The sequence below is a fragment of the Paenibacillus sp. FSL W8-0187 genome, from assembly GCF_037969755.1.
Lineage (GTDB): Bacteria > Bacillota > Bacilli > Paenibacillales > Paenibacillaceae > Paenibacillus_AQ.
On sequence record NZ_CP150206.1, the window covers coordinates 1,544,306 to 1,570,195 of the forward strand.

General features: G+C 48.8%; 22 protein-coding genes. 16 read left to right on the forward strand and 6 right to left on the reverse strand.

From position 1 onward, the window contains the following. Positions 1–360: 360 nt before the first annotated feature. Complete coding sequence (locus tag MKY48_RS06710) at positions 361–903, forward strand: alpha/beta hydrolase (protein WP_339271059.1); 543 nt, start codon at positions 361–363, stop codon at positions 901–903. Between the two features lie 454 nt (positions 904–1,357). On the opposite strand, the gene MKY48_RS06715 is transcribed toward MKY48_RS06710, so the two are convergent. From MKY48_RS06715 to MKY48_RS06725, 3 genes are all read right to left on the reverse strand, one after another. Further along, complete coding sequence (locus MKY48_RS06715; protein WP_339271061.1) at positions 1,358–3,178, reverse strand: ABC transporter substrate-binding protein; 1,821 nt, start codon at positions 3,176–3,178, stop codon at positions 1,358–1,360. A 79-nt stretch (positions 3,179–3,257) separates the two neighbouring features. Then, the gene (locus tag MKY48_RS06720; RefSeq protein ID WP_339271063.1) at positions 3,258–4,766 is read right to left on the reverse strand and encodes an ABC transporter permease; all 1,509 of its coding nucleotides are present in this window, start codon (positions 4,764–4,766) and stop codon (positions 3,258–3,260) included. 13 nt (positions 4,767–4,779) lie between these two features. Further along, positions 4,780–6,222, reverse strand: a complete 1,443-nt coding sequence (locus MKY48_RS06725) for an ABC transporter permease (RefSeq protein WP_339271065.1) — start codon at positions 6,220–6,222, stop codon at positions 4,780–4,782. 147 nt (positions 6,223–6,369) lie between these two features. On the opposite strand from MKY48_RS06725, the gene MKY48_RS06730 reads away from it, so the two are divergent. The 12 genes from MKY48_RS06730 (at position 6,370) to MKY48_RS06785 (ending at position 20,380) form a co-directional block, all read left to right on the forward strand. Beyond that, positions 6,370–8,112 carry an ABC transporter ATP-binding protein gene (locus MKY48_RS06730; RefSeq protein ID WP_339271067.1) on the forward strand — a complete coding sequence of 581 codons (1,743 nt, stop codon included), beginning with the start codon at positions 6,370–6,372 and terminating at the stop codon, positions 8,110–8,112. Between the two features lie 349 nt (positions 8,113–8,461). Then, a complete protein-coding gene (locus MKY48_RS06735; protein ID WP_076322878.1) occupies positions 8,462–9,097 on the forward strand; it encodes an SGNH/GDSL hydrolase family protein in 636 nt (211 codons plus the stop codon). Positions 9,098–9,464: 367 nt separating this feature from the next. Then, entirely contained in the window at positions 9,465–10,586 is a 1,122-nt protein-coding gene (locus MKY48_RS06740; protein ID WP_076322879.1) for a sugar ABC transporter substrate-binding protein, read from the forward strand. A 144-nt stretch (positions 10,587–10,730) separates the two neighbouring features. Next, positions 10,731–12,221 carry a sugar ABC transporter ATP-binding protein gene (locus MKY48_RS06745; protein ID WP_339293477.1) on the forward strand — a complete coding sequence of 497 codons (1,491 nt, stop codon included), beginning with the start codon at positions 10,731–10,733 and terminating at the stop codon, positions 12,219–12,221. After that, complete coding sequence (locus tag MKY48_RS06750) at positions 12,218–13,213, forward strand: ABC transporter permease (protein WP_076322880.1); 996 nt, start codon at positions 12,218–12,220, stop codon at positions 13,211–13,213. Before MKY48_RS06745 ends, MKY48_RS06750 begins: the two co-directional genes overlap by 4 nt. A gap of 470 nt (positions 13,214–13,683) precedes the next feature. Continuing rightward, positions 13,684–14,139 carry a thioesterase family protein gene (locus MKY48_RS06755; protein ID WP_076322881.1) on the forward strand — a complete coding sequence of 152 codons (456 nt, stop codon included), beginning with the start codon at positions 13,684–13,686 and terminating at the stop codon, positions 14,137–14,139. Positions 14,140–14,189: 50 nt separating this feature from the next. Next, positions 14,190–15,188, forward strand: a complete 999-nt coding sequence (locus tag MKY48_RS06760) for a Gfo/Idh/MocA family oxidoreductase (protein WP_339292568.1) — start codon at positions 14,190–14,192, stop codon at positions 15,186–15,188. Positions 15,189–15,314: 126 nt separating this feature from the next. Continuing rightward, complete coding sequence (locus MKY48_RS06765) at positions 15,315–16,391, forward strand: fatty acid desaturase (protein ID WP_339271075.1); 1,077 nt, start codon at positions 15,315–15,317, stop codon at positions 16,389–16,391. Between the two features lie 98 nt (positions 16,392–16,489). Beyond that, positions 16,490–17,623, forward strand: coding sequence for a sensor histidine kinase (locus tag MKY48_RS06770; protein ID WP_339271077.1), 1,134 nt, complete (start codon positions 16,490–16,492; stop codon positions 17,621–17,623). After that, complete coding sequence (locus MKY48_RS06775; protein ID WP_339271079.1) at positions 17,620–18,222, forward strand: response regulator transcription factor; 603 nt, start codon at positions 17,620–17,622, stop codon at positions 18,220–18,222. The genes MKY48_RS06770 and MKY48_RS06775 overlap by 4 nt, the downstream gene beginning before the upstream one ends. Before the next feature lie 367 nt (positions 18,223–18,589). Beyond that, positions 18,590–19,810, forward strand: a complete 1,221-nt coding sequence (locus MKY48_RS06780) for a cation:proton antiporter (protein WP_213645875.1) — start codon at positions 18,590–18,592, stop codon at positions 19,808–19,810. An 81-nt stretch (positions 19,811–19,891) separates the two neighbouring features. Beyond that, positions 19,892–20,380, forward strand: a complete 489-nt coding sequence (locus tag MKY48_RS06785; protein ID WP_071221197.1) for a cation:proton antiporter regulatory subunit — start codon at positions 19,892–19,894, stop codon at positions 20,378–20,380. 214 nt (positions 20,381–20,594) lie between these two features. Here MKY48_RS06785 and MKY48_RS06790 read toward each other — a convergent pair whose 3' ends face one another. Further along, positions 20,595–21,341, reverse strand: coding sequence for a class I SAM-dependent methyltransferase (locus tag MKY48_RS06790; protein ID WP_339271082.1), 747 nt, complete (start codon positions 21,339–21,341; stop codon positions 20,595–20,597). Between the two features lie 589 nt (positions 21,342–21,930). Between MKY48_RS06790 and MKY48_RS06795 the strand changes: the two genes are divergently transcribed. From MKY48_RS06795 to MKY48_RS06805, 3 genes are all read left to right on the forward strand, one after another. Continuing rightward, positions 21,931–23,115: an acyltransferase gene (locus MKY48_RS06795; protein WP_339271084.1), complete on the forward strand. Its 1,185-nt coding sequence runs from the start codon at positions 21,931–21,933 to the stop codon at positions 23,113–23,115. Between the two features lie 151 nt (positions 23,116–23,266). Continuing rightward, positions 23,267–23,959, forward strand: coding sequence for a response regulator transcription factor (locus MKY48_RS06800; protein WP_339271086.1), 693 nt, complete (start codon positions 23,267–23,269; stop codon positions 23,957–23,959). 21 nt (positions 23,960–23,980) lie between these two features. After that, complete coding sequence (locus MKY48_RS06805) at positions 23,981–25,198, forward strand: ATP-binding protein (RefSeq protein ID WP_339292569.1); 1,218 nt, start codon at positions 23,981–23,983, stop codon at positions 25,196–25,198. A gap of 158 nt (positions 25,199–25,356) precedes the next feature. On the opposite strand, the gene MKY48_RS06810 is transcribed toward MKY48_RS06805, so the two are convergent. Together MKY48_RS06810 and MKY48_RS06815 are read right to left on the reverse strand one after the other, a co-directional pair. Further along, a complete protein-coding gene (locus MKY48_RS06810) occupies positions 25,357–25,590 on the reverse strand; it encodes a hypothetical protein (RefSeq protein ID WP_339292570.1) in 234 nt (77 codons plus the stop codon). Next, positions 25,542–25,883 (reverse strand): sigma-70 family RNA polymerase sigma factor, encoded by a 342-nt coding sequence (locus tag MKY48_RS06815; RefSeq protein ID WP_076322893.1) that lies wholly within the window; start codon positions 25,881–25,883, stop codon positions 25,542–25,544. The genes MKY48_RS06810 and MKY48_RS06815 overlap by 49 nt, the downstream gene beginning before the upstream one ends. Between the last annotated feature and the right edge of the window lie 7 nt (positions 25,884–25,890).

A 25,890-nucleotide genomic window follows, 5' to 3' on the forward strand; every position in this document is an offset into this window, starting at 1 on the left:
GAAGAGCTGCCCTACTGGTCTGAACATAACCAGAGGGCAGCTTTTGCTTTGTAAAAATGAAAACAAGAAAATGCAGGATATTCTTTGACTTTGACTGCTTTTTCAAATAATTCCGCGCTGTGAGCGAGGAACTGTGCGGCTTATAGAGAAACCAATCTTCGATGGTTTGATTATAAGCAACAGTAACCTAGGGGTATCTTCATCTCCATGTGATGAGGGCATGTATAGGGTGTCCGATTCCGGCTAAATGTCAGCAAATGAAAAGAAGTCCAGCACTCTACTATCGATTACCCTAGATTGGTAGACATTCTGTTGAGATATGTCCATACCCTTAAGCAAAGATCGGGAAGGAGACTAAACATGAAAAAGCAAGTTTTGTTCATCCATAGTGCCGGCCCTCAAGGTATAGACCAAGGCAGCTGTGACTTAATCGCAGATCTAAAAGAACAGCTCGGGGAAGTTTATCATGTCTCATCCCCGGCCATGCCGGATCCGGATTACGCTCTGTGGAAAGCGCAAATCGCTAATGAAATCGAGGCATTGGATGAGGAGGTTCTCCTCATAGGCCATTCCCTGGGCGGCTCGGTGTTGCTAAAATTTCTGTCGGAAGAAGGCTGCAGGCGAACAGTCTCCGGACTGTTCTTGATCGCAGCCCCCTACTGGGGCAAAGACGATAAGTGGCAGAGTGAAGATTTTAGATTGCCTGATTCTTTCGCCACCATGCTGCCTCGCATATCAAGTCTGTACCTGTACCACAGCCGCCACGATCCCGTGGTGCCTTTCGCGCACGCTCAGCACTACGCGAAGCAACTCCCCCAAGCTGTCACCCGAGAATACGAGGGCGACGATCACTATTTCTGCGAGGGCTTGCCCGAGCTTGTAGATGATATCAAGCGTATATAATCTAAGTCTTCAATCTTGGAAAGCCCCCCTGTACATGTTAATTACAGGGGGCGGCTTCCTCTCACTCCCCCTCCCCAAAAAAGGCGAGAGTAGCTGCGCCGCGGCTATCGTTCGTCCCTTTTTATGGCTAATGTGAGATGTATCGAAGCATGAGCTAACAACGGACTACTTAAGGTAGTGCTCCAGCGGAGAAGGCGGAATGATTCTGGAGAAGCGAAGCGGTCTCCTTTGCCCCCGGATTTCTACTCTGGCCCATTCATTCATAGAAATCTGGGGGCAACAGAGATCGGAAGAAACATCCGCATGCGGAGCGATGAAAAAAACAGCCGGAGCGATGCAAAGGGTCTACCTGCGAACATAGCAATGCTATGGGAGCCATAATTTTAACGTGGCGCATATAAAGCTCGCATCAAAAAAGACGACATCAGCTTTTCGCTAATGTCGTCCTCTTTTTTTACTTGCTCGCTTTATATGCGCTCAAGTATTCCTTCACCTTCGCTGGATCGGCAACCAGCTCGTTGCCGGTTTTAACGATTGGGCTGACGGTGGAGTAAGCTTTAATTTTGTTGTTGTTGTAGTAAGTCAGGATTTCATCCTGGTTGATGGAGTAGAGCACCGCTCTTCTCAAATCATCGCTTGTTGCCACATCACGGTTTTTCGTGTTGAACAGCAAGTAGGATACGGCGTTACTTTCGATGGTTTGCAGCTTCAGCTTACTGTCGCCTTTAACCACATCGTATTTCGTTTCAGGCACGCCGTAGTACAGGTGAATTTCGCCGCTACGCAGTGCGGAGAGCGTGCTGTCCGCATCTTTGATAAAGCGAACTTTCACTTGTTCGATTTTCGGTTCGTGCTCGGTACCCTTCATATAGCCAGGGTTTTTGTAGAAGGTCGCTTCATAGTCAGTTTTGGAAGACAGAATGTAAGGACCGCTGGCATACAGCGTGTTGTTGTATTTGTCGCCTTCGGTTACCGTGTTTTGGTCGCCGTAAGGGATGTCTTTGTTCACATCGAATTTCTCAACATCATATGTGTTGATGGATTCCACTTGTTTCTTCGATACGATACCGGCCGATTGGTGAGCCAGGTAGTTCAACACTTGCGGGAACGGCTCGGTGGTCGTCAATTTAATGACTTGGTATTTACCATCTTTCGTGCTTGCTTGATTCTTGTCGTCGACAAGGGAAGTGATCTTGGTATCCAAACCAGCTTCCAGTGCATCCTTGATGCTTTCGCTGCCACCGGACACTTTAGTGTTCTCCAGTGTGCTCAGATCGGTTACAGCTTCAACCGTGTTGATATGCTCGTGAAGCGTGTAGGTGCGATGATCAGGTACCGAATTTTTGTCTTTGGCTCTGTTCATGGAGAAGATGACATCGTCAGCGCCTACGCGCTCGCCGGAATCTTCAGCCTTTTTATTTGTGATTTTCGCAAAGTCAATATCGTCTCTAAGAATGAAGTAGTACTCCGAGTTGCCTTCGCCAATGGCATGGTTATAAGACAGCGATCCTTCGGATGTGATCTTGTCATCATCGGTCAGGTTGATCAGACGTACGTTCATGTTGGTGTTGATGATATTGATGGAACCATCGTTACCCTTGATTGGATCAAGAGAAGTCAGTTCAGAGATCGATTGGGACAGAATCAGCGGCTGCGTAGCACGCTTGGATTGGTCTTTGAAATCAACAGCTTCCCAAGGAAGGGAACGGGATTTCGAGAGACGGACGGAGTTTTCGTCCAGCACATCCTTGTTGAACGCTTGGCTCTTCAGGGAAATGTACAATGGCGCGATGTAAGCTTTGTCCGTAACGAGACGCTGTTCAAGCTGTTTGTAGGTTTCGGCAGCGTCCTCAGGCGTTTGTGTTGCCGCTTGGTCGATCAGTTTGTCCACTTCTTCGTCGGACATGATGCTGTAGTCGCCGCCCGTTTTGAACAAGGAACGTACAGCGTAGTCAGGGTTACCCGTAACGGTTGTCCAGCTGGACAGCGCGATGTCGTAATTTCCGGCATCTTGCTGTGCCTTGTAGCTGCCGTAATCCGGCTGCAGATTCAGCTTCACGTTGAAGCCGTTCTTTGTGAGCTGGTCGCGAATGATGTTGACATCGGATTCGTTAGAGCTCATGCCAAGCAGTTCAATATTTACAGCGGATGTATCTGTAGCTGTATCCGATGGTTCTTGCTGATTTTGCTGTGCATCATCTTTGGTTGTTACGTTGCATCCAGCCAGTACAATGACTAGCGAGAGGAACAGTAACAGCAAGGAACTCTTTTTCATTTGTGATACCCTCCTGAGTTGTATATATATAAAATACTTTTGAAACCATTAGTTAGTGTGCCATGGGCACTGAAGCTCATTAATCCAGCTTAGGATCTAGGGCATCCCGCAGTCCGTCGCCAAGGAAGTTGAAGGACAGGACAAGCGCGATGATCGCGAGACCCGGATAAATGGCCAAGTAGGAATGTGTCTCAAGATACGTGCTTCCGATCTTAAGGATATTACCCCATTCCGGGATGTGCGGCTCAACGCCGAGACCCAGATAACTCAAGCTGCTCGTCGAGATGACGGCTGCACCAATGGTTAGCGTAGATTTGACAATCATGGGTGCAAGCGAGTTTGGAACAATATGCTTGAATATAATCGAAAAATTGCTCGAGCCGAAAGCTCTGGCCGCATCAACGTATTCAAAGGTAGAGGCCAGGAGCACATTCGCCCTCATGGTTCTCGCATATGTCGGGATAGCCCCTACGCTGAGTGCCAGGATGAGGTTGATGGTGTTGGCTCCGAATGCAGCAATGATCGCAATGGCGAGTAAGATACCCGGAATGGCGTACAGCACATCCAGCAAACGCATGATGATGTTATCGGTATGGCGGCCATAGTAGCCGGAGATGGCACCGAGAACACCGCCGATGACAACCGGGATCGCTGTAGAGGCAAATCCGACGATCAGCGAGATTCGGGCCCCGAACACAATTCGGGAGAACAAATCCCGGCCGAAGTTGTCCGTACCGAAGGGGTACACAAGGCTTGGCGGCTGCAGGATGGCACTGTAGTTGTTATCAATTGCGATGCTGTAATCGAAAGTAAACAGGCTGCTTACCGACAGACAGAACAGGAAGATCACAAAGAACAGTCCGGACATGGCCGTGGAGTTAGCGGTAAGCTTCACCCACACGTCGCCCCAGCGAGTCATCGCCGGATTGCCGTTCTTGCGTATCTTCGCTAGCAGGTTGATGCCGAGCACCAGGGCAAAAATATTACCCGTCACTGCAGTCAGAATGACCGGAAAGGCAAGCCAGGCCATTTTGGGATGTGCATAATTCGTTGTTACATATCGGGCAACGAGTATAAGCGCGACCAGTTGAATGACTGCAATAATCAGAAGCGCGGCCATCGCCGGCAGGAATGTATTCGAGACGTAAGGCTTGAACAGATTCAGTGCCGATACCGCGATAACAAACAGCTGGGTTAACAGCATGTAGACGGCAATCGTATATTCAGGAGGCTTCTGTTTTTTAATCAGATTGAAACCGAACGTGACGGTAAACAGATTTCCTGTGACGATGCTCAGCAGCTGAATGTATCCCAGGATCCTCGTCGAGCGCCGGATTTCTCCCTGGCTTTGAAGGTCTCTTCGGATCAACAGCGTGATGATGATCTGAATGATGGTAAACAATGCATATACCGCAAAGGCGGTGAACACCCACGGTTTGATGGTTCCCCCAGTGAAATCAAAGCTGTTCAGAAGCAGGATCACCGTTAAGGTCAAAGAAATAACCCATGTGAAGCTGGCTTGACTGTACTCGTGTGAGGATTTCAGCTGGTGTTTGGTTTCTTGTTTAGAAAGAAGCTTCTTGATCATGAGTACACCTGCTTTAGTATTGTTTCATCTTGGACCTGATCCGTGGATCGAAGAACGCGTACAAGATATCAATGATGACGTTCACCAGCGATATGGTAATGGCGGTGTATACCACGCCGCCCATAATGGCCGGGATGTCAGGGATGAATTGTTTATCGACGATGTAGCTGCCGATACCGCTGATGTTGAACACCTTCTCTGTAACGGCAGAACCGCCAAGCATCCCGCCGAACTGAAGTCCAATGACGGTAATGATCGGAATGATGGCGTTGCGGACAGCATGCTTCATCAGGATGGTGCCCTTGCTGAGCCCCTTCGCTCTGGCTGTGATCATGTAATCTTCATTAATAACCTCCAGGGTAGAGGAGCGCGTCATTCTCGCTACCGAAGCAGTAAGTCCTGTGCCGAGCACAATCACTGGCATGATCATGGACAACCAATTCTCCGGATTAAAGGTGGCGGGCAGCCAATGCAGCTTGATCGAGAAATTCAGGATGAAGATCAGTCCCTGCCAGAAGTTCGGAATGGACAGCCCAAGCAGAGCCACGAACATAAAGGTATAGTCAAAGAATGAATTCGGTCTCGTAGCCGAGATAATCCCGATTGGCAATGCGATCGCAATCGCAATGATCAGGGAAATGACCGTGAGCGTCAGTGTGATCGGGAACTTTCTGGCGATGCTTGAGGTGATCTCTTCGTTGCCAGAGAAGGATTTGCCAAGATCGAAATAGGCGATTCCTTTAATATTGTTCCACAGCTGGGCCAGGTACCCTTGGTCTAGACCGTGCATTTTGTTAAAAGCCGCGATCTGTTCCGGCGTTGCCGTCTCGCCCAGGATGTTGGCTGCAGGGTTGAACGGCGACAAGTGGAGAATCGTAAAGACGAGCACGGCTACCCCAAAGATAACGAAGACCGTCATCACGAGTCTCTCCATAATATATTTCAGGTAAGGATTGCTGTACAAAAAAATAAGGATGTACATCAGCAAGCCTGGAATAAGTGATATAATGAAGAACAACGGATTCTCGATGAGAGAACCAAACGTATCCGCCATGGTCAACCGTTTCCGGTTGTTCAGCTTCAGTTCCTTGGCAGTCCGTTCCTTAAGGACTTCATGGAACCTTGCTTCTACGATCTTGTCGACTTCCTGCCGGAGCTGACCCTCATTGACTTTTTGCTTGAAAAAGTCGTGTTTGCGTTTCTGCTGCTCCATAATCTCGGAGCGAAGGGCCTCCAGATATCCGGCAGCCAGCATCTCGCTGCGTATGCGGTTCTCCGCCGCTGTGTAGTCATCCTTCTTTCTCTGAACCAAATAAAATAGGAAGACCACGAGATTCACGGGCGCTCCCAATAATAATAGTAAGTATCTATAAGAAGGATTCAGAAGGATCTTACTGTATGTGCTGCTTATCAAACCTATGAGTCTGTTTGGTCTTGCTGCTTCTGTCCCCCCCATAAGCTGCCTTTCCTCCTTGTTTCAAATTGCATTATTCCGAGTGATATAGTATATTTTATTTTAGCCTATTTTAAAAGTCAATAGATTATAAGAGTTGTAGATGATATTCCTTTAATGACATAAACGCATAATGGCAGGTGAGCAGAGTTGGAACCGATATTGCAGGTTAAAAATTTGAGTGTAGCCTTTCAATCCCGTGATTCAGAATTTCACGCGGTGCGTGGGGTCAGCTTTGAAGTGAAGAAAGGGGAAACGCTCGGGATCGTTGGGGAATCCGGGAGCGGCAAAAGCGTCACTGCACGCTCGATCATGCGGCTGCTGCCGTCCCCGCCCTCTTATATGAAGGATGGGGAGATCCTGTTCCTTGGCCAGAACCTGGCAGAGAAAACCGAGAAAGAGATGGAGAGCATCCGCGGACGCGATATCGGGATGATTTTTCAGGACCCGATGACCTCGCTTAATCCGACTATCCGAATCGGGGAACAAATATCGGAGAGCCTGGTTAAACACCAGAAGCTGTCCAAGCAGGAAGCGAAGAAGCAGGCGCTTGAGATGCTGAAGCTGGTCGGCATACCGAACAGCGAAGCGCGCTATAATCAATACCCGCACGAGTTCTCGGGCGGCATGCGGCAGCGGGTCATGATCGCCATCGCGCTGGCGTGCAGTCCTGCGCTGCTGATCGCGGATGAACCTACAACGGCGCTTGACGTAACGATTCAGGCCCAGATCCTCAATCTGATGAAAAATATGCAGGAGCGCTTCGGTTCTTCCATTATATTGATCACGCATGACCTCGGCGTTGTTGCGGGCATGTGCGACCGCGTGGCGGTGATGAAGGACGGCATGATCGTGGAGACGGGCACGACGGAGGAAATCTTCGAGAATCCTCAGCATCCTTATACCTTAAAGCTGTTAAACGCCCTTCCGCGTCTGGATGAGAAGAAGAAAGTTAAGCCGGCTCCGATCATCGTTCCAAGCACGGATTACAAGGGACCTCTGTTAGAGGTTAAATCCTTGAAGCAGTATTTTGATATGGGTAAAGGAAATGTGCTTAAAGCGGTGAATGATATCAGCTTTCATATTCAGGCTGGGGAAACGCTTGGAGTCGTCGGGGAATCCGGCAGCGGAAAATCGACGACGGGACGAGCCATCCTTCGCCTTCACCAGCCAACAGGCGGAGAAGTGCTGTATCAGGGAATGTCTGTGAATCGTCTTTCTCCTTCGGAAATGAAGGCCATGCGGCGCCATATGCAGATGATTTTCCAGGATCCGTATGCTTCGCTCAACCCGAGATTGAAGGTGGTGGACATTATCGGCGAAGCGCTGGATGTTCACAAATTGACTGGCAGTAAACAGGAGCGGAAGAAACGGGTCGAGGAGCTGCTGGATATGGTCGGATTGGATCCGGCCTATGCCACGCGTTATCCGCATGAGTTCTCCGGCGGTCAACGCCAGCGGATCGGGATTGCCCGGGCGCTTGCAGTAGAGCCGAAATTTATCGTGTGCGATGAGCCGCTCTCCGCGCTCGACGTGTCGATTCAATCGCAGATCGTGAAGCTGCTGGAGGAATTGCAGCATCGTCTGGGCTTGACCTATCTGTTTATTGCGCATGACCTGTCGATGGTGAAGCATATCAGCGACCGCGTTGCTGTTATGTATATGGGCAAAATCGTTGAGCTGGCTGAAAGTGAAGAGCTGTACTCCAATCCGCAGCATGATTATACGAAGTCCTTACTCGCGGCGATTCCGGTACCCGATCCGAAGATCGAATCCAAGAAGAAACGGGTACTGCTGGAAGAGCGCACCGGAGAGGACAAATATAATCTCGAGCATTCGGAGCTTGTGGAAGTATCGGAAGGCCACTGGGTGGCTATGCCAACCGGAGCCTAACGAACAATAGTAGAACCTGTCCCGACCGGAGTCGGGGCAGGTTTTTTGTTGAATAAGGAGTATGAAGTTCAGAAGTTTACCGCCTTGATCTCGTCAAAAAAACTTTCGCTAATAACTTCCGCTAGATATGGTCTGTCTTCTGGGAAAGTACGCCCGATCAACTTTGTTCTCATTCAACGGGACATGCCAAAAAATTCGCTCATAAATCGACGATTTGCGTGGTATATAAAAAAGGAATTGAGCCCTGAACGGCAAATATTTAAATGTTAGGAAGCGTTCTCACGAGAAATGAGCCTACGAATTTCCAATTGTACGTACATTAGCAACATACCGATAAGGAGGAAGTGGAATGAATCGTTTGCAGCAAGGGGATGTCGTATTATTTCAAGGGGACAGTATTACGGATTGCGGTCGTGACCGGAACTTTTCCGGCAGCTTGGGTAACGGCTACCCGCTATTGATCGACTCGTTGTTCGGCATGAAATTTCCTGAGTTAAACGTAACCTTTTTGAATAGAGGGATCAGTGGAAACCGGGTCGTTGACTTGAATGACAGATGGCAGGAGGATTGCCTGGACCTGAAACCGGACTGGGTATCCATCTATATCGGAATCAATGATACTTGGCGCCGATATGATAGCGGTGACCCGACAAGCACCGAGGATTACAAAGCTGGCTACCGTCGATTGATCGAACGCACCAAAGGGGCGCTGGACGCCAAGTTGATTCTGGTTGAACCGTTCGTGCTGCCGCATCCGGAGGATCGCAGAGTTTGGCGCGAGGATCTGGATCCGAAAATCACGGCGGTTCGTGAATTGGCGGTAGAATACGGGGCGCTTCTTGTGCCGCTGGACGGATTGTTCGCTGCGGCGTCGGTGCGCCGCGAAGCTGCTTTCTGGGCGCCGGACGGCGTGCATCCGTCGCCGGCCGGACACGGCCTGATCGCGAAGGCTTGGCTTGAAACGATGGGCGTTCGTTTGGATTAATTCATTTATCAGCGAAAAGCGGAATGCAGTACTGCAGGATAAGCTCTGATGAGCTGATCGAATAGGATGGCAAAAGAGCTCGGGGGTGAATCACTGCCTTTCCGAGCTCTTTTTTGATAAGAATTTGCATGAGATATGAAATGTGGGCAAGCCGCTGCCGATACATATCAACATGAAGAGGCTGGCTATTGGAAGGATAGCTTTCTGAAGGCTGAAGCGAGAGTTAGAAATAACTTTCATTTTTTTGCCTTTGTGGTGTAATGCATTAAAGCGAGAAAATAAAGGTTGACGCCTCCTGTTAAATCCTATAGGATTACTTGTATTAATTGATATAGTCCTTTTAACGGAAAACAGGGGGAGAGAGAACATGAAAGGCAGTAAACATGTAAGGAAATTAACGACGCTGGTGCTCGCGTTTATGATTGTCTTAACCGGTTGTGCCGAATCGGGCAGCGGTGGCGGTAACGGAGCCGGGAATCTGGCGGACAAGGTCGAGAACCTGCCGGCAGGCATCGCGGAGAAGGATCCTGTGAAATTGATGGTCGTCCGGAAAATCGGGGGCGATGATCATACGGCGCAATTTTTGGCAGGCGCGAAGCAGGAAGGCGAGGCACTCGGGTTTAAGGTAGATACCTTCTCGGCGAACGGGGATTCCGCCAAATTCCATGATGCGATCGCCCAGGCCATTGACAGTGATTACGATGGATTTATCATTTCGCACGGAGACGATCCTGCATCGGTTCAAGACGTGAAGAAGATTACGGATAAAGGGATTCCTGTCGTCACCTTTGACTCCCTGCCGGAGATCGGCGACATTGCAGGGGTAACCCAGACATCGCAGGATGACGAGCAGCTGGCGAAGCTGGCACTGGACAAACTGGTCGAAGAGCAAGGGCCGGAAGCCAACATTGTCTATCTCTGGGTAGACGGATTCCCGCCGATGGTGCGTCGTAATGCCGTATACCAGGAAACGCTGAAGAACAACCCGGGCATCAAGGAATTGGAGCGTTTCGGTGTAGCGAGTAACCAGACTTCACTGGAAACGCAAAATGCAGTATCCGCCATCCTGACGAAATATCCGAAGGGTGAGCTCGATGCGATCTTCGCTACCTGGGATGCCTTCGCCATCGGTGCAGCCAGAGCGCTAGAGGAAGCGGGACGCACCGAGGTTAAGATTTACGGCATTGACGTATCCAATGCAGATTTGGAGCTGATTCAGAAGCAAGACAGCCCATGGGTGGCAACGGCTGCCGTGGATCCGAAAACGATCGGCGCGATCAACGTCCGTTTGCTTGCTAAAAAGATTGCCGGCGAGGAAACGCCTGCTACGGTCAATCTGGAGCCTGTATTGATCGAGCGCTCAGGCCTTGCCGGTGCAACCGAAGCGGTCAACATGGTCAACCTGGCGGATATTATCCCTAGCTGGGGAACAAGCACCGAATTCGAAGAGGACTGGATGAAGGCGTTGAAAGAAGCAGGCGGCAAATAAACAGCATGATTCATACAGGCGCTCTTGTCGGTCATCGATAAGGGCGCCCTATCCTATTTGAAGGGAAGAATGCACTTGCGAAGCGTTATGGAGCCAACAACTGCCACATCGACCGACGTGTCGGGTGCGGCACCCTTACTTCAAATGAAGCATATCTCGATCTCCTTTCCGGGTGTTAAGGCGTTGACCGATGTTGATTTTCAGACGACGGCGGGAACGGCCCATGCGTTGATCGGCGCGAATGGCGCAGGGAAATCTACATTAATGAAGATTCTATCGGGAGCTTACAACCATTACGAGGGCGAGATTTGGATCAATGGGAGCAAGGTGCACATTCGTTCCCCGAAGGAAGCAAAGGACCTGGGCATTCAGATCGTCTATCAAGAGGTGGATACGGCGCTCATCCCGAACCTGACGGTCGGGGAGAACATTATGCTCGACCGGACGGTTCACGATATGGGCAAACGGCACTTGATCCACTGGAAAGAACTCCATCAGGAAGCCGAATCGATTCTTGCACGGATGAATATCCGGGTTCCCGGCAAGAAGCTGATTTCGGAACTGACGCTGGCGGAGAAGCAGATGGTGCTGATCGCAAGAGCCGTCTCCAAGCAGTGCCGGATTCTGGTGCTGGACGAGCCGACCGCGCCGCTCAGCCACAGCGAGACGGATCAGCTGTTCAAGCTGGTGCGCAAGCTGAAGCAGGATGGGGTCGGCATTATTTTCATATCGCACCGGCTGCCGGAGCTGTATGAAATTTGCGATGATATTACGATCATGCGGGATGGTCAGCTAGTGAAGAGTGACCGCATTGCGAATATCGATCAGCCGAAAGTGGTGGAGTACATGCTGGGCTCCAAGATGGAGCAGCAGTTTCCCCACGTCGAGCGGGACATCGGCTCCACCTGGTTCGAGGTGAAGAAGATGTTTGACCCGGGCAAAATCAACGGCGTTGACCTGCACATCCGCAAAGGGGAGATCGTCGGTCTGGCCGGTCTGGTCGGGGCCGGGAAAACCGAGCTGTGCCGGGCAATATTCGGAGCATCCGACACATCGACCGGCGAGATCACGCTGAACGGGAAAAAGCTGCGCATCCGCTCGCCGCATGATGCCGTATCGCAGGGCATTGCGCTGGTCCCCGAGGAGCGCCGCCGCGAAGGTGTCTTCGTGGAAGAAGCGGTGTCCGTCAATTTAACGGCTGCGGTGCTGTCCCGTTTTTCCAGATGGGGCTCCTGGCTTAGCTTCGGCAAGGAAAAGCAAGCGGCGAGGGAGATTATTCAGTCGCTCGGCATTAAGACCCCAAATGAGCGGGCCAGAGTGAGAAACCTGTCCGGGGGCAACCAGCAGAAGGTGGCGATCGGCAAGTGGCTGTTGGTCGACGCGGACGTGTATATTTTTGATGAGCCGACCAAAGGGGTTGACGTTGGCGCGAAGCGGGACATCTTCCATCTGGTGGCCGAGCTGGCCAAGCGGGGGAAATGCGTGCTGTACGCCTCAAGCGAGCTGTCCGAAATCGTTGGCATCACGGATCGGGTATATGTGATGTATGACGGCGGCATCACGAAGGAGCTAACGACGCAGTCATCCAACGAAGAGGAAATATTGTTTTATTGCACAGGAGGCGGGTTGACATGAATACAGCAAGACCTGTTAAGGAGAAGCCGGCGGCTAGTTTCGCTTTTGATTTTCTTTATAAATACGGTACATTGATTACGGTATTTGTACTTATTCTCGTATTCGGGACCGTCGCCGACAACTTTTTGAATACAAGTAACATTATTAACATACTCCGTTCGATCTCGATCGTGACGATCATTGCCGTAGGGCTGACCGTATCGCTGGCTGTTGGCGGCTTTGACCTGTCTGTCGGCTCGACGGCTTCCCTGGCGAACGCGCTGGTCATTTCCATGTTTGTCTGGCATGGGCAAAATATCGGCATCGGCATTGGTATCACGCTGCTGTTCTGTCTGGTCGTGGGATTGATCAACGCCTTCCTGGTCATCAATTTCAAAATTGATGATATGCTGATGACGTTGGCCACGATGTTTATCTTTCAAGGCGTTGCGCTCACGTATACCCGCGGCGCTACCATTTCCCAGAATATGATCCTGCCGAGCGGAGATTTTGCCACCGGTAAAATTCCGGCGGTGTTTGAGAAGATTGGGCAAGTGCCATGGATCATTATCATTATGGTTCTCGTCGTCCTCGTCGTCCATCTGTTCCTGACCTATACGAAACACGGACGGTATATGTATATGATCGGAGGCAACCGTGAAGCGGCGGCTTTATCCGGGATTCCGGTGAGCAAATACCGTTTGCTTGCTTATCTGGTTTCTGCATTGTTTGCCGCCATCGGCGGCATTATCCTCGGGGCACGCGTCATGACGGCCGAAGTCAACTCCGGCGGACCTTATCTGATGGATGCCGTCGCCGCGACTTTCATCGGATACTCCGTATTCGGAGCCGGCAAGCCAAATGCGCTCGGGACCTTTGTCGGCGCCGTGTTGATCGGTATATTGCAAAATGGCCTGATCATGCTGTCCGTGCCGTATTATGCGATGGATATCGTGAAGGGCGCCGTGCTGGCGTTGGCGCTTGCTTTAACCTACTATAAGAAGCGGCATTGATCGCTTAAGCTGCGCTTTCTGTAACCGAACTTTGTTCCATTCATACTTATCGAGACCATCCCTCCAGTGTCCCAACTTCGGAGTGGGTGGTCTTTTTTCATGACTAGCAGCATTTAGACAACCTATGGGATAAGCAAAATTTCAAGCCTTATTCTACGGGCGAATTCGGCGGATTATCCATGATTTGGTTATTTAGTTGACGGACCCAACTTGTATTCATTATCCTTGATAGAAGACTGAATAAATCGTACATACATTTGCCTCATACAGTGCGTGTTCAAAAAGTCGGGTTTTCAGCACCGAGAAGGTTGGATGAAGCTAGGGACTGAGGAGCGGAGCGTAGGCAAAACCTACGTGAGCACCGGAAGGCCCGGCAGAATTCAATATTCGATGTCGATTAAGCTTCTTGTACTGCTTCGTGATCAAAAGATGACTTTTTGGACCTCCTATAAAGAGAAAGGGGACTCATCATGAAAAAAACAACCTTCATACAACCGGATCCCATGACTTGGCTGGACACATTTCACTTTGAAATTCCGATAAAGATAAGGTATTGCGAAACGGATATGCTGGGTCATGTCAATAACGTCAGTTATTTCATGTATTTTGAGCAGGGACGCATTGAGTACTTCGAGAACCTGGGATTGACCGAGGATCTGTTCAGCGACAAAAAGGTGTCGGTGGTTGCGGATCTGGAATGCCAGTATCTTGCTCAAATGTATCTGAAGGACCCGCTTAAGCTTCATGTCCGGGTGGCTGAGATCGGGCGTTCCTCCATGGACGTCCAATATGCGATCGTGGTGGATGGCACCTTAAAAGCGGCCGGTCGCGGAACCATTGTCCTCATCGATACCGCGTCAGGCAAGAGCACGCCAATTCCGGATTCGGCACGCGAGCGAATTTCGACGTTTGAAGGATGGATGTAACGAAAAGCGAAAGATCAATCATAATCAGATAAGAAGGGAAGGGATTAGGGATGAACATCCGTTTTGCCGTTATCGGCACAAACTGGATTACCGAGCGGTTTCTCCAAGCCGCTCTGGAGACGGAAGAATTTATTCTTGCTGCCGTATACTCTCGTACAGAAGAGAAGGGAAAGGCTTTCGCGGCCAAGTACGCGGATCCCAAAGTGTACACGGATCTTGTGACGATGCTGCAGGATGACGAGATTGATGCGGTTTACATTGCGAGCCCGAATTCCTATCACGTCGATCAGGCGATATTGTGCATGAACCACGGGAAGCATGTTCTCTGCGAGAAGCCGATGGCTTCTAACGCAGTCGAAGTGTCCGCCATGATTGAAGCTGCGAAGAATAACAACGTTCTGCTAATGGAAGCCCTGAAGTCGACGTTGATGCCGAATTTCAAGACCGTCAGGGACAACCTGTACAAGTTGGGTCCGATTCGGCGTTATTTTGCAAGCTATTGCCAATACTCCTCCCGTTATGATGCGTACAAGCAGGGGACGGTACTCAATGCATTTAATCCCGAATATTCCAACGGTTCACTCATGGATCTGGGGATTTATTGCCTGTACCCGATGGTCACCCTGTTCGGTAAACCGGGCTCCGTCAAAGCTTCGGGTTATATGCTATCCTCCGGGGTTGATGGCGAGGGCAGTCTGTTGTTGTCCTATCCCGAGATGGATGCCGTTATCATGCACTCCAAGATCAGCGATTCCTATGCCCCTGCCGAAATTCAGGGCGAGAACGGCACGATGATTATCGACAAGATCAATCAGCCTTACGATGTGAAGATCCATTACAGAGACGGCACCATTGAGAACGTCACCCAACTGCAGACCCATGAATCGATGTATTATGAAGCTCGGGAATTTATCGATTTAATCCAATGCGGCGAAAGGGAAAGTGCAATCAATACCCATGCCAACTCACTCATTACGGCTGAAATCATGCAGGAAGCCAGACGCCAGGTAGGACTGCGGTATCCGGCCGATTCCCGCACCAATATATGATATTTGTCATACTCCCGAAATGACGTTTATGACTACGACACGCGTGACATTCTAACTATAATTAAGTTAGACAAGTGCGTGATACATGTATAACGTCCTTGCGCCATTTCGAGGAGGAAGACAACTATGGCTAAACCCGATAACAAACTATCCAGCTTAAAGAAGAACGTTGCCCCTTATGAGGAAATTGACACAAAGGCGAGTATTGGTCAGCTTTTCAATACACTGGTTCCCTTGATATTGCTATGGTATGCAGCTTATTTAAGCCTATCCGTATCGTACTGGCTTACCATTCCCATAGCGGTTATTGCATCGGGGTTTGTTGTCCGGACGTTTATCATATTCCATGACTGCTGTCACGGATCTTTCTTCAAAAGCCGCAAGGCGAACAAAATTCTCGGCACGATTACAGGCGTAATTACATTGTGCCCTTACGAGCAATGGAAGAACACGCACGCGATTCATCACGCGACGAGCAGCAATCTCGATAAGCGTGGAATCGGCGATATGTGGGTATTAACCGTTGAAGAGTATGGAGCGGCTTCTTTTTGGCAGCGTTTATACTACCGGGTATACCGCAATCCGATCGTGATGTTTGGACTGGGTCCTATCGCCATTTTTCTGGTATCTTATCGTTTCAACCGCAAAGGCGCGAGACGCAAGGAGAAGATCAGTAACTATATAACGAATATTTCGATTGTTGCGCTGTATGCATTGCTGTGCTGGGCGATTGGATGGCAGGCGTTTCTGCTCGTTCAAGCTCCTATCTTTATGGTATCGGGGATGCTTGGCATTTGGTTGTTCTATGTACAGCATCAATTCGAAGAAACGTACTACGAGCATGATGAAGAGTGGAGTTATATCAATGCAGCCGTAGAAGGCAGCTCTTATTACAAACTTCCGAAGGTTCTGCAATGGATTACGGGTAACATCGGCTTCCATCACGTTCACCATCTTAGTCCGAAGGTTCCTAATTATAACCTGGAGAAGGCCCATGAAGCCGCTCCTCCGCTGCAAAAGGCAACAACGATTACGCTCAAGACCAGTCTGAAGTCTATTCGTTTCCGTCTGTGGGATGAAGAGAAAAAGGTGTTCGTCACGTTTAGGGAAGCCAAGAAGTCGCTCCGTAAACCGCAGGAATCGGTATTGGCGAAAGCCGAGAAGAGCCTGGCGAGCAGCAGACCTAGAGTGCAGGGCGAGTAATTCCGTTCGAGACGAGGTTATAATAGAAATGAATAAGAATACGGGTCCGTTATGTAGAAATGAGGACTAAAGCTTGAACCGACAGAAGGTGGGACTCCATGCAGAAATGGTATCAGATATTTCATAAAAGTACGGGGCTGAGCCCTTATGTATGGGTCGTCTTCTACATCCTTCCGTTTTATTTCATCTTCCGTTCGACCTCTACCTACCAGGTTGTCTTCGGAACACTGATGATTGTGATGTTCTTCGCCTTCTATGTGCTTTCATTTCTGGCCAAAGGCTGGCTCGTCTACTTCTGGACGAGTCTGCAAATTTTAATATCGATTACGATGTCATTGGTATTCGGGTATATCTATTTCTCGTTGTTCCTCGCATTTTTCATCGGGAATATCAAGAATAAAGCGGGGTTTATCACGCTGTACTCCATCCATCTGGTCACGACCATCATTACGGTCAATTATGGATTGTTAACGCGGAATCCGTTCTTTATCACACAGCTGCCATTTATGCTTGTCAGTGTAGTCGGGGTGATTCTGCTGCCCGTGACGAACTATAACCGGAATAAGAATGATCAGCTGCAGGGTCAGCTGGAGGATGCCAACAAACGGATTTCGGAACTGGTGAAGCTGGAGGAACGTCAGCGGATAGCCCGCGATCTGCATGATACGCTCGGACAGAAGCTGTCTCTCATCGGCCTCAAAAGTGATTTGGCCGGTAAATTGATGACGCAAGATACGGAAAGAGCTCAGGCCGAGATCAACGATGTACGCCAGACGGCCAGAACGGCACTCCAGGAAGTGCGTGAGATGGTGACACGGATGCGGGGGACCCGGCTCACGGATGAAATTTTCCGCATTCAGCAAATTCTAAAGGCTGCCCAGATTGAATTAAATTTTGAGGGAACGTTGGAGCCGGAAAATCTGTCGTTAATGAATGAAAATGTGATCAGCATGTGCCTGAAAGAGGCCGTGAATAACATAGTGAAACATAGCAATGCTACGGTGTGCTCCATTGTGATCGAATCCACGGAAACGGATCTGGTTGCGAGGGTGAAGGACAATGGAACAGGGTTCGTGACCGATGCGAGAAACCGCGGAAATGGACTGCGGGGAATGAGAGAGCGGCTTGAATTCGTAAACGGAAGCATGGAGCTCACTTCCGGCGAGGGGACTACGCTGGTCCTTCGTGTACCTAATGTGCTCAGAATGCCGGATAAGGAGGCGGGAATATGATCCGAATTGTCATAGCCGAAGATCAGCGATTGCTGCTTGGAGCCCTGGCCTCACTGCTTGATCTGGAAGAAGATATGCAAGTGGTCGGGACGGCAGGGAACGGGAAGGATGCCGTACAGCTTGTCAAACTTCATAAACCGGATATCTGTATCATGGATATTGAGATGCCGATGATGAACGGACTTGAGGCTGCCGAAGAACTAAAGGGCTTTGGCTGCAAGGTAATGATCTTGACGACCTTTGCCCGGCCGGGGTATTTCGAGCGTGCCGTGAAGGCCGGCGCCAACGCCTACCTGCTTAAGGACAGCCCAAGCGAGGAACTGGCTGCATCCATTCGGAGCATTATGGCAGGCAGACGAATATACGCCTCCGAGCTGGTGGATGAAGCGTATTCCGGTGAAGAGAATCCGCTGACGGAGCGGGAAAAGGAAGTGCTGGGCCTGATAGCGGACGGCAAGAATACGAAGGAAATTGCCAACCAGCTGTTTATTACGACAGGTACCGTGCGGAATTATATTTCCGTTATTCTTGATAAGCTTGGCGTCAGCAACCGGATCGAAGCAATCACGCGTTTTAAAGAAAAAGGTTGGTTTAAATAATTAAATAAATATAGCCGGAAGCCCCGTGGTTGCAGCCACCGGGCTTCTTTTTCGTGTGGATAAAGAGCAAGGGATAGCCTGGAAAATCCATTTTGATTCGCGATATATGTATTTTTTTACCTGATGTATTATTCGTTTTTATGCATAAATATTCATTATCTTTTGTGTGGTAAATTATTTGGATATAATTTATATTTTTTGGAAACCATAAAATCACTAATAAAATTAAGCCTGTACTTTATGTAAATAATGTAGTATCTATTGGGCTATCAAGCAAGAATATTGCTGTTGCTTTGTAAATGTATGCATTTTTATGTATAATAGGAATGATTGCCCGAAGTCAAATTTGAGGAGGAGGAGGTCTTCTATGGACCATATGATGTTTGAGGTTGGAACTGCTCTGATTCTGGTTGCTATAGCCTCCATAATTGCAGGAAAGCTCAAGTTCTCGATTATACCGTTCTTGATTGTACTCGGGATGCTTGTAGGTCCGCATGCACCAACGATAGGAATTCTTGACTTTAAATTTATCGAGAGCCAGGGAATCATCGATTTTCTGGGGCAAATCGGTATTCTATTCTTGCTCTTTTACCTTGGCCTTGAATTCTCTGTTCAAAAATTAATCAAATCCGGACGAAACATAGTGGTGGGTGGAACCATATATGTCATCCTAAACTTTGCACTGGGCCTGGCTTACGGATTTGTAATCAACATGCCGCTATATGAGACGTTAATCATTGCAGGGATGTTGTCCGTTTCCTCTACTGCAATTGTGGCGAAAGTGCTGGTGGATCTGCGGCGCACCGGTAATGCTGAGACGGAGCTTATTCTTGGCATGATTTTGTTCGATGATATATTCCTTGCCGTGTTCTTATCGATTATGTCGGGACTGCTGTTAGGCGGGGCTACATCGGTAGGGGCAACGATTATCTCCGTAGGTATATCCATAGGTTACATGCTGTTGTTCTTTGTTATTGCGAGAAAAGGTCCACCTATACTTAACAAATTGCTGAATATTACATCCAGCGAAATTTTCATTATCGTTGTTTTCTCGTCAATGTTCTTTATTGCTGGATTTTCAGAGACGCTGCACGTGGCTGAAGCGATTGGCGCGCTGTTGTTCGGACTAGCCTTATCCGAGACAGATCATAGCGAACGGATCGAGCAGTTGGTTATTCCTTTCCGTGATTTCTTTGGAGCGATCTTCTTCTTCAGTTTCGGTCTCGGTATCGACCCGACCACGCTGGGGAATGCGTTATGGCTGGCACTTGGTGCCGTGGGACTGACTATTATTGGCAACCTTGTAGCAGGCATGATCGCGGGACGCAAGGCCGGACTATCACATAAGTCGTCGCTTAACATCGGATTGACTATTATGGCGCGCGGGGAGTTCACGATCATCGTTGCGAATCTGGGACTCGCTGGCGGACTGTCCGCCGTGCTGAAACCGTTCTCGGCGCTATATGTTCTGATTCTAGCGATCCTTGGGCCTCTTCTAGCCAAGGAGTCAAAACGTGTCTACCGTGGCGTGAATAAAATATTTAAATGGAGCGAACCTGTGGAGAAAGTAAAAAAAAGGAAAGTATGAGGATGCTGGGATGATTTACTTTCTTCCAACTAATCTATATAATCTAGAGATTGAATTAACCCCAGAACGGAGGATTTTCACATGAGTATTATTCGCGAATCTGATCTGCCGGGTATCGGGAAGAAATTCCTTATTCAGGCAAGATCAGGGGATAAGCTGGTTATTGTGATTCATGACGATGGCCGTAGAGAACTGTACCATTTTGAAGATGACGATCCTGAGGAGACCATCTCCCAGATTACATTAGAGGATGATGAGGCTAGACAAATTGCCGGCATCATCGGCGGCATGACGTATAAGCCGAAAGCGCTCGAGACGATCGAGGTGACACTTGAAGACCTGATCATCGAATGGGCACGCATCGAGCCGCATTACAAATGCGTGGGACAATCCATTGCAGGGCTTCAGGTTCGTCAACGTACAGGTGCTAATGTATTAGCGATTGTGAACAAGAAAGAGCAGAAAATCAATCCGGGTCCGGACGACATCCTGACAGCGGGATCGACGCTGGTACTAGCGGGCGAGCGCAAGCAGATCAAGCAGCTGAAAGAACTGCTGGTTAACGGTTAATAGCGCTCCTTGGTTGATACGATGATAAACCATACCGAAAGCAAGCTCCTCTTTTGTGGGGGGCTTGCTTTTTTATGCGATGGGCAACCTATTCATCCAAGGGATAATATACGAATCTGTTTTGCATAAAAAAAGCGCCAAGGGCTTTGTCCCTTGTGCGCTTTTTCTGTTTAACAGCGGGATGCTGCGGGTTATGGAATTCCAGAGGGGCCGGTTATTTCCGGGCCACTATCATAAACCGTGCGGAATTCGTCCGAATCCCACGATCTGTGTGATGGTCTCTGATGAACTGCTGCAGGATGCGAAAATCCAATTCCTCCTGTCCAAACCCGGGGATGATGGGCGTGTGCTTGAGCAGAAAGATAAGATCCTCTTCACGCTCATAGTACTCAACCGCATCGTATTCGGCATATTGGATATCGCCGAACCCGGCAAGCCGAAGTTCCTTCATATATTGATCCTTTAAGGCACCGTCTTCACGGGAGGATTGTCCTCTGCCAAAGGCTTGAGCCAGATTGGCTTTATCACATTCGCGAACCTGCTGCGTCAAAAACACGCCATCTTCATCTAGTACTCTTCCCACCTCTGATGCACGGAAAGGGGAGTGTCTGCATGAGATTACATTGAAAAACGCCTCCGGGAATTGAAGAGACTCTGCATTCATCTGCATCAAGCGTACATTGGAAACAGGTACGTTCCGTTTATTCCGCCGGGCTGTCTCTATCATCGCATGCGAAAGATCGATCCCGACCAGCAAGGCTGCTTTGTCGGCGATGGACAACAAGTTCTCTCCACCACCAGTGCCAATATCGAGCACAACATCGGATGGTGTGCAACATTTGCCGACCTCATCGTAAAAATCCCACTCCACACCTTCCGAGATACATCGGACCTGGCTGAAGTCCCAGCCGTTTAAGGCTCCTACAATATCATAAAACTGCTTGTATTCCTGTGAATTCATTTATATTGTCCACCTTCCATATGAGATAAAATGGGATGCTGCAAACCGATTGACCCTCATTCGATCGAAGCCAAAAGCCGGCAGACTTCTTGGTTATAGAGCAGGAGAACTTGTCCATAGGAACGGACGACTCCCTTTCTGTCCGGCAGCTGATTTATGTTATATAGCAAAATGCAGCTCATATGGCTACGAGTTATAATTTTGGCATGGCCCGGTCCTCTGTGAACCCGAGCCTAGCTACTTCGAATGATACGGATCAAGTGCAACATCCCATTCACCCCCATTCTGAAAAGTTTATTTTTGAGATAAGAAAGATATACATCTGAGGCATAGTATCCTTATCTCGCAAGAAAAACTTCCGCTATATGCGGTCTGTCTACTGAGAAAGTACGTCAATAGACGTTTTTCTTATTGTAAGTCCAAGGATTCTTCGTAATCAAGGAGAATTTTATTAGGAGGAAGGACCATAATCTTAAGCAAATGATAAGAATTTGGAAGTGTTGGCGTTAAGAATTGTTTACTATACTAGATAAATCTGTTTCGCAAGGAACGAGAATAATATGATTAAAAACCATGAAAGGGTACTGCCATGAACAAAATAAACGCTTTACCAAGGGAGCGTCTTCCCGAGCTGCAATTGGTACGCGCATTTGCCATCCTCGGCGTGCTGTCCGTGCACTCCACTTCGTATGCTGTATCTGCGATGACAGACTCCAAATACTTTTTTATGTACAATTTCATGAACATCTTCATGAAATACGGAACGCCAACATTTATATTTTTGAGCAGTCTGGTACTCTTTTATAATTACTATGACCGTCCTACGACGAAAAAGCTGATCGGTGGATTTTACAAGAAAAGACTGCTGTATATTATCATTCCATATACGCTGTTCTCTGTGTTCTATTTCGCGCTGCTGCACTATTTATATTATCAGGGCAGACCGTTTGGCGAGACGATGGAGAGCTTTGTTCAAAAGTTGTTGACGGGCAAAGCGTATACGCATCTATATTTCGTATTTATTAGCATTCAGTTTTATGTAATGTTTCCGCTTGTGTTGTGGCTGTTCAAGAAGGTGCCCCAGCTTGCGAAATGGTCGATACCGATTGGACTGGTGATCCAGTGGACGTTTATACTAATGAATAAGTACTATTGGCAGGTACCGAATAAAGGGAGCTGGGCATTGTCCTACATTGCCTATTTCATGCTGGGAGCATTTATCGGCATCTATTACCCGAAACTGAAGGCCTGGCTTGTCATTAGCCGCGCGAACGCACGACCACACCGCATCGCCGCCTGGGTGGTGCTATGGATCGCATGGGCAGCTGCCGGTCTCGGCCATGTGTACATTTATTACAACAACCGTCTTCACGGAACCGGATATAATTCAACGCTGTATGAGCTATTGTGGAATATGCATACTTATTTTGGGGCGCTTGTCCTGCTCCAGTTTGCCATTCTGTTCTATCGGGCAGGGGTGCGCGGATGGACACCAGCGCTGGAGAGACTGGGGGCCGTATCCTTCGGGATATATCTCATTCATCCATTCTTTCTGCTCGTCTACCGGGAGTTTCCGCTAACCACGGGGAGCTCGATGCTGACCCATCTGTGGTATGCAGGAGGTTTTGCGGCAGCGCTAGGCTGTTCATGGATCGTTGTGGAATTGACGGTTCGATATATACCGGGCTCATGGGTGATATTCGGTAATATTCCGAAGGCGAAGAAATCGGTTAAGCCAGTCGATTCGCCGTCCGTGCCGCTTTCCGGTTCGTAGTCGGTTTCATCGCAAACCAGGACGCATCCGAAGACGAGGGCATGGCTATGGAGAAGAAACATCAATTACCGCACCACGCGGTCTGACATCCATGAAGAAAGACGACGTACAGATGTTGTGCTGACGGCCGCATTCGGAACAAGGAGGAGCCATGTCTGGAGTTACGATATTAATGGTTGATGATGAAACCGAAATTTTGAAATTGATGGAGATTTACGTCAGAAATGAGGGCTACACGCTGCTCACCGCATCTCACGGCCTGGAAGCGCTGGAGATTCTAAGAACCCATAAAGTGGATTTAATCATCCTTGATGTCATGATGCCGCAGATGGATGGCATTGAGGCATGTATGAGAATTCGGGAGGAGAACAACACGCCGATCATCATGCTGTCCGCCAAGAGTCAGGAGATTGACAAGATCGCCGGGCTCAGCATCGGCGCGGATGATTATGTGACCAAGCCGTTCAGCCCGCTGGAATTAATCGCTAGAATCAAATCACAGCTCCGCCGATACAAACAGCTGAACAGCAACTCGGTGAGGGATGAGAACGAAATCCAGATCGATGAGCTGATTATGAATGTCGCTTCCCACCGGGTAACGGTGGCAGGCGTTGAGATTAAGCTGACGCCGCGCGAGTTTGCCCTGCTGCATATGCTGGCCATCAATCGCGGACTCGTGCTTAGCATGGACAAGATTTATACCGAGGTGTGGAACGAACCGTTCATGGAATCGAAAAATACGGTCATGGTACATATTCGCAAGCTGCGCGAGAAGATCGAGAAGGATCCGCAGCAGCCGGAATATATTAAGACGGTGTGGGGGATTGGCTACAAAATAGAGTAAACTTAAGCAGAGGTGACTAACTTGAAAGTAATGAAGCTTCATAGCATCCGCCTGAAGATGCTGTTTATGCTGCTTGCCAGCATCGGCATTACGGCAGCCCTGCTTATCATACTCTATGCGTTAAGTACGCTAATACTCTCGATTCCGGCAATCAAGCCGCCGCTCGTCTGGATCATTAACCATATTGGCTCGGATCCGGTTATACTGGTTACGGGCATCATTCTCTTTTTTGCCAGCTATTATATGAGCACGAAGTGGTTTGTCCTTGATCTGCAGAAAATACAGACCGGTCTTCAGGACATCACGGCGGGACGATTCGATTCCAGAATCGAGCTTAAATCCCAAGATGAATTAGGCGTCGTCGCAACCAGCATAAACCGCATGACCGAACAGCTGAACGTTTATCTGGAGGAAATCAGGAATGGGCTTCGCGAGATTGCCAAGGGGAATTTCGACACCGACATTCCGGTGCAGTCAGGCAGCCAGCTGGGTGAGGTGGCGGAGAGCATCAACCAAATGAGCAGGCAGCTTCACCAATCCATTCTGGAGGAGCGTAACGCGGAGAAAACAAAGAATGATCTGATTACGGGCGTTTCCCATGACTTGCGGACGCCGCTTACATCGATACTGGGATTTCTGGAAGTTATTGAGGAAGACCGGTACCAGGATGAAGTGGAGCTGCGATATTACGTGAATATCGCTTATGAGAAAGCGCAAAATCTAAAGAAGCTCATTGATGATTTGTTCGAATACACACGGATTAATAACGGGCTTCCGCTGGATATCCAGAAGATCGATATGGCTCAGTTCATTAGACAGCTGATCGAGGAATTCGTTCCTGCCCTGGAGAAATCCGGGATGGAATGCAAGCTTGTGGCAGAGGAAGGCCTCATTATTCAGGCAGATGGCGCCCAGCTTGTCCGAGCTTACGAGAATTTGATAACCAATGCGATCCGTTACGGGGATTCGGGCAAAAAGATCGACATCGCCGTCCGCAGCGATGGTAATCAGGTGAGCATTAGCTTCACCAACTACGGAGATCCGATTCCTGAGCGGGATTTGCCGTTCATCTTTGATCGCTTCTACCGTGTGGAGACCTCACGTTCGAAGCAGACAGGGGGTACCGGCTTGGGATTGGCCATTACGAAGAGCATTGTGGAGATCCAAGGCGGTGAAATCCGGGTACGGAGCGACCGGCAGAGGACAACCTTTGAAACGCGGTTTCCTAAAGTCGTATAGTGGCTGCTTCAACTTGCCTGTATGTACTACATCTTTTTTTACAATGTAAAACACAACCCAGTACCGCGACGGTACTGGGTTTGTTGTATACTGGAAAGAAAGAAATTTTTCTAGGGATTAAACCCACTAATATCGAGGCCATAATTGAAACTGCAAAGTTACTCTGTCTCATAGGTATTATTGTTCTCCCGAATCACTTCCATAAACTCCAGGACAATCGTTGATATGGCATCCTCTTGAGGCATATAGATATATTGACTGATTCTCAAAATATCGTCTTTGTATAAATCAATGAGTTGCAGAATGGCTTGATCATCATTCTGCTTTGCAGCTTGCAGCAAAGTCATGAATTCGCGATCTGAGATAACTTTTGGATCATTTTTCTTTTCCATCGGTTCACCGCCTGTTGAGAGATATGGAGCTGCTTGGCTACTTCCGCTTCAGTGAGGTCTTCTATGAAGAGTTTATATATAATGGTTCTCCCTTGCGGGGGTAATGAATCCAGTAATTGACCAATCCAAATGCGGTCATCGGATCTTGCGTGAAATGAGCCTGTCTGCACGGTACTAAAATCAGGGTACGGCGTTTCTCGTTTTCTAAGCTTTTTAGCCTGATATTGTATTCTCCAACCAATTCGATAAATTTCTGTTTTATAGCGTTCGTATGCTGTTATATGCTTCTTCATAACGCAT

Excerpts from the sequence above, each read along its gene's own strand:
- MKY48_RS06720 (WP_339271063.1), bottom strand. The coding sequence starts at position 4,766 with ATGATCAAGAAGCTTCTTTCTAAACAAGAAACCAAACACCAGCTGAAA.
- MKY48_RS06760 (WP_339292568.1), top strand. The coding sequence starts at position 14,190 with ATGAACATCCGTTTTGCCGTTATCGGCACAAACTGGATTACCGAGCGG.
- MKY48_RS06755 (WP_076322881.1), top strand. The coding sequence starts at position 13,684 with ATGAAAAAAACAACCTTCATACAACCGGATCCCATGACTTGGCTGGAC.
- MKY48_RS06725 (WP_339271065.1), bottom strand. The coding sequence starts at position 6,222 with ATGGGGGGGACAGAAGCAGCAAGACCAAACAGACTCATAGGTTTGATA.
- MKY48_RS06740 (WP_076322879.1), top strand. The coding sequence starts at position 9,465 with ATGAAAGGCAGTAAACATGTAAGGAAATTAACGACGCTGGTGCTCGCG.
- MKY48_RS06765 (WP_339271075.1), top strand. The coding sequence starts at position 15,315 with ATGGCTAAACCCGATAACAAACTATCCAGCTTAAAGAAGAACGTTGCC.
- MKY48_RS06710 (WP_339271059.1), top strand. The coding sequence starts at position 361 with ATGAAAAAGCAAGTTTTGTTCATCCATAGTGCCGGCCCTCAAGGTATA.
- MKY48_RS06800 (WP_339271086.1), top strand. The coding sequence starts at position 23,267 with ATGTCTGGAGTTACGATATTAATGGTTGATGATGAAACCGAAATTTTG.
- MKY48_RS06735 (WP_076322878.1), top strand. The coding sequence starts at position 8,462 with ATGAATCGTTTGCAGCAAGGGGATGTCGTATTATTTCAAGGGGACAGT.
- MKY48_RS06780 (WP_213645875.1), top strand. The coding sequence starts at position 18,590 with ATGGACCATATGATGTTTGAGGTTGGAACTGCTCTGATTCTGGTTGCT.
- MKY48_RS06715 (WP_339271061.1), bottom strand. The coding sequence starts at position 3,178 with ATGAAAAAGAGTTCCTTGCTGTTACTGTTCCTCTCGCTAGTCATTGTA.
- MKY48_RS06815 (WP_076322893.1), bottom strand. The coding sequence starts at position 25,883 with ATGAAGAAGCATATAACAGCATACGAACGCTATAAAACAGAAATTTAT.
- MKY48_RS06795 (WP_339271084.1), top strand. The coding sequence starts at position 21,931 with ATGAACAAAATAAACGCTTTACCAAGGGAGCGTCTTCCCGAGCTGCAA.
- MKY48_RS06810 (WP_339292570.1), bottom strand. The coding sequence starts at position 25,590 with ATGGAAAAGAAAAATGATCCAAAAGTTATCTCAGATCGCGAATTCATG.
- MKY48_RS06770 (WP_339271077.1), top strand. The coding sequence starts at position 16,490 with ATGCAGAAATGGTATCAGATATTTCATAAAAGTACGGGGCTGAGCCCT.
- MKY48_RS06750 (WP_076322880.1), top strand. The coding sequence starts at position 12,218 with ATGAATACAGCAAGACCTGTTAAGGAGAAGCCGGCGGCTAGTTTCGCT.
- MKY48_RS06775 (WP_339271079.1), top strand. The coding sequence starts at position 17,620 with ATGATCCGAATTGTCATAGCCGAAGATCAGCGATTGCTGCTTGGAGCC.
- MKY48_RS06745 (WP_339293477.1), top strand. The coding sequence starts at position 10,731 with ATGAAGCATATCTCGATCTCCTTTCCGGGTGTTAAGGCGTTGACCGAT.
- MKY48_RS06790 (WP_339271082.1), bottom strand. The coding sequence starts at position 21,341 with ATGAATTCACAGGAATACAAGCAGTTTTATGATATTGTAGGAGCCTTA.
- MKY48_RS06785 (WP_071221197.1), top strand. The coding sequence starts at position 19,892 with ATGAGTATTATTCGCGAATCTGATCTGCCGGGTATCGGGAAGAAATTC.